Here is a 2234-nt window from a genome sequence, read left to right as displayed (position 1 = left end):
CTCGGAAAGGTCAGTGGATGAAAACGGCTCGACCGGAATGAAATCCACGGTGCCGGCCATGGTCGTCTTCAATCCTTCGGTTGGGAAGCGGGTAATGGTGCGAATGCCGGATTCGCCCGCCGTCAGCTTCTTCCAGTTGTCGGATTTGCCGGCGCCAAGCGAGGTGACGACGCCCATGCCGGTTACGACGACAATCGGCCTGCCGAATTTATCGCGCGTCGCTGTCATGATTTTCCCCAAAGCTCACTTGACTGCTTCGACCAGCGCCATGCCTTCGCCGCGCCAATGTCCCGTCCCGATCACAACAATCTGGGACGGGCTTTGCGACATTTCAACCTCGATCGCGGACTGGCCGTCCGGCGGAAACAACCTGCCGCGCGAGAGCGACATGGCCGCCAGCGCCAATCCGAGCGGGAATTGCGCTTCCATGGTGTGGCCGAACATCGTTCCGGTTGCGCGCACCGGGAGCTCTGCATGAGCCTTGAGGAACGCGATCTCTTCCGATGTTGCGGGCTCCGCACCGGTCGCGCCGGTGATGATGGCAGCCTTGTCGCCGATCTTGCCAAGCTGCGTCCACAGCTTCTCGAGCGTGGATTTTACATCGCCGGCCTGCTTGCGGCGCGCCATGTCGGCGACGACGTTGACGAGGCGGGCAAACGGCCTGGCGCCGCGTGCTTCGGCGTGGGCCCGCGATTCAATCACCAGGAATGCACCTCCGGAGCCCAGCGCGAAGCCGCCGTGTTCGCTGCGTCCCCATACTGGTGCGAACTTTTCCTTGAGATTGAAGCCGCCGAATTCGTAAAGAACGAGCAGATCCTTGCGTTCGCCGTTTTGTGAGCCGCCGATCAGCGCGATGTCGCTCTGGCCGGCTGCGATGCGGGCGAGCGCGATCCGCGTCGCGTCCACGCCGGCCGCTTCCTCGCCCATGAAGGTGCGAGATGAGCCGGTGACGCCGTGCACGATGGCGATATTGCCGGCCAGTAGATTGGAGAGCTGGGCCAGAAACAGGGTCGGCCGCAGATCGCTCATCAGCCGCTCGTTGAGAAAGCCGGGCGCCGAATTGCCCTTTGCTTCCAGGCTCAGGATATTCGAATCGACCGCAAGGTCGCGTTCGCCGCCGCCGGCCGCGACCACCATGTCCATGCGCGAGAGAATTTCGGCATTGCCCTTCACGCCTGCCGATTCGAGCGCGAGCCCCGCGGCATAGGTGCCGATCCGCTGCCAGGCTTCCATCTGGCGCTGGTCGCCCTTCTTCGGAATCTGGGCGTCGAAGCTGAGAGGGGCGAGCGGATGCACGATGCAGGGGGCAAAGCCTTTTTCGTCGACATTGACGCGATGCTGATTGAGGGCGTCCCAATGCGCCTCGAGGCCCTCGCCAAGTGAGGTCGCAAGGCCGATGCCGGTGATCCAGACTTCTGTTGCAGATTTCGTCTCAGTCATGGGCTATCGCCTGCTGCGGGAATCCGATGCGCTCGGCGACCGAATTCATGAAACCGCGCATGTCCGAATTGGGGAAGGGGATCAGTGTAAAGGTCAGGGTCGCGTTCGCACGCAGCTTGCCGCCGACACGGATCTTCGCCTCGGTCAATGCATAACCCGAGCCTTCGTGAACGAGGCCGGCTTCAATGGTGATGAGTTCACCCGGGAACACCGAACCGCGCACCTTGGCGTCTTTCACGGCGGCGAGAATCGGCATGCGCTCGAGTTTGAGCAGGCCGAGCAGCAGCCAGCCGGAGGCCTGCGCCATCGATTCGATCAAGAGCACGCCCGGCATCAGCGGATAGCCGGGAAAGTGTCCCTCGAAGATTGTGCTCTGTTTTGGAACCTGCGCTTCGACGACAATTCGCTTCTCGTCGAGATTGAGGTCGACGATGCGATCGATGAGATGAAAATATTCCAGCTGCATCGGCGCGCGACTAGGCGCTGGCGCTCTTGGCAGCGACCAGTTCGTCGATCCGAGCGCTCAAGTTTTTCAGGACGAAGTATTGTTCAGTGGTCGCCTTGCCGTCGTTGACTTCCTGGGTCCACTTCTCCAGCGGCAGCTTGATTCCGAACGCCTTGTCGATGGCAAAGGCGATGTCGAGGAAATCGAGGCTGTCGATTCCCAGATCGTCGATCGCGTGGCTCTCCGGCGTGATCGTGTCACGCGGTATGTCGCAGGTTTCAGCGATAATCGTTGCCACCTGATCGAATGTAGAGGACATCACTAAGCCTTTGATAGATTGAAGATAAAT

At 60.9% G+C, this 2234-nt stretch carries 4 protein-coding genes; all 4 read right to left on the bottom strand.

Annotated elements, in window-relative coordinates:
* Nucleotides 1-228 (bottom strand): beta-ketoacyl synthase N-terminal-like domain-containing protein (locus NEZ08_RS25670; RefSeq protein ID WP_298113628.1); only part of this gene is annotated, 228 nt, incomplete at its 3' end.
* 15 nt (nt 229-243) lie between these two features.
* Entirely contained in the window at nt 244-1440 is a 1197-nt protein-coding gene (locus NEZ08_RS25665) for a beta-ketoacyl-ACP synthase (RefSeq protein WP_298113627.1), read from the bottom strand.
* On the bottom strand, nt 1433-1906 hold the full coding sequence (locus NEZ08_RS25660; RefSeq protein WP_298113626.1) for a beta-hydroxyacyl-ACP dehydratase: 474 nt from the start codon (nt 1904-1906) through the stop codon (nt 1433-1435). The genes NEZ08_RS25665 and NEZ08_RS25660 overlap by 8 nt, the downstream gene beginning before the upstream one ends.
* Nucleotides 1907-1916: 10 nt before the next feature.
* On the bottom strand, nt 1917-2204 hold the full coding sequence (locus NEZ08_RS25655) for an acyl carrier protein (protein WP_298113629.1): 288 nt from the start codon (nt 2202-2204) through the stop codon (nt 1917-1919).
* Between the last annotated feature and the right edge of the window lie 30 nt (nt 2205-2234).

It is taken from the genome of Bradyrhizobium sp., from assembly GCF_027451485.1.
In the GTDB taxonomy this organism is placed as follows: domain Bacteria; phylum Pseudomonadota; class Alphaproteobacteria; order Rhizobiales; family Xanthobacteraceae; genus Bradyrhizobium.
The sequence above is the reverse complement of the archived record's forward strand: the minus strand, read 5'-3'. Positions and strand labels throughout refer to the sequence as shown.

What these genes read in the sequence shown, in the direction of transcription:
- NEZ08_RS25665 (WP_298113627.1), bottom strand. Translation starts at nt 1,440, where the DNA reads ATGACTGAGACGAAATCTGCAACAGAAGTCTGGATCACCGGCATCGGC.
- NEZ08_RS25660 (WP_298113626.1), bottom strand. Translation starts at nt 1,906, where the DNA reads ATGCAGCTGGAATATTTTCATCTCATCGATCGCATCGTCGACCTCAAT.
- NEZ08_RS25655 (WP_298113629.1), bottom strand. Translation starts at nt 2,204, where the DNA reads ATGTCCTCTACATTCGATCAGGTGGCAACGATTATCGCTGAAACCTGC.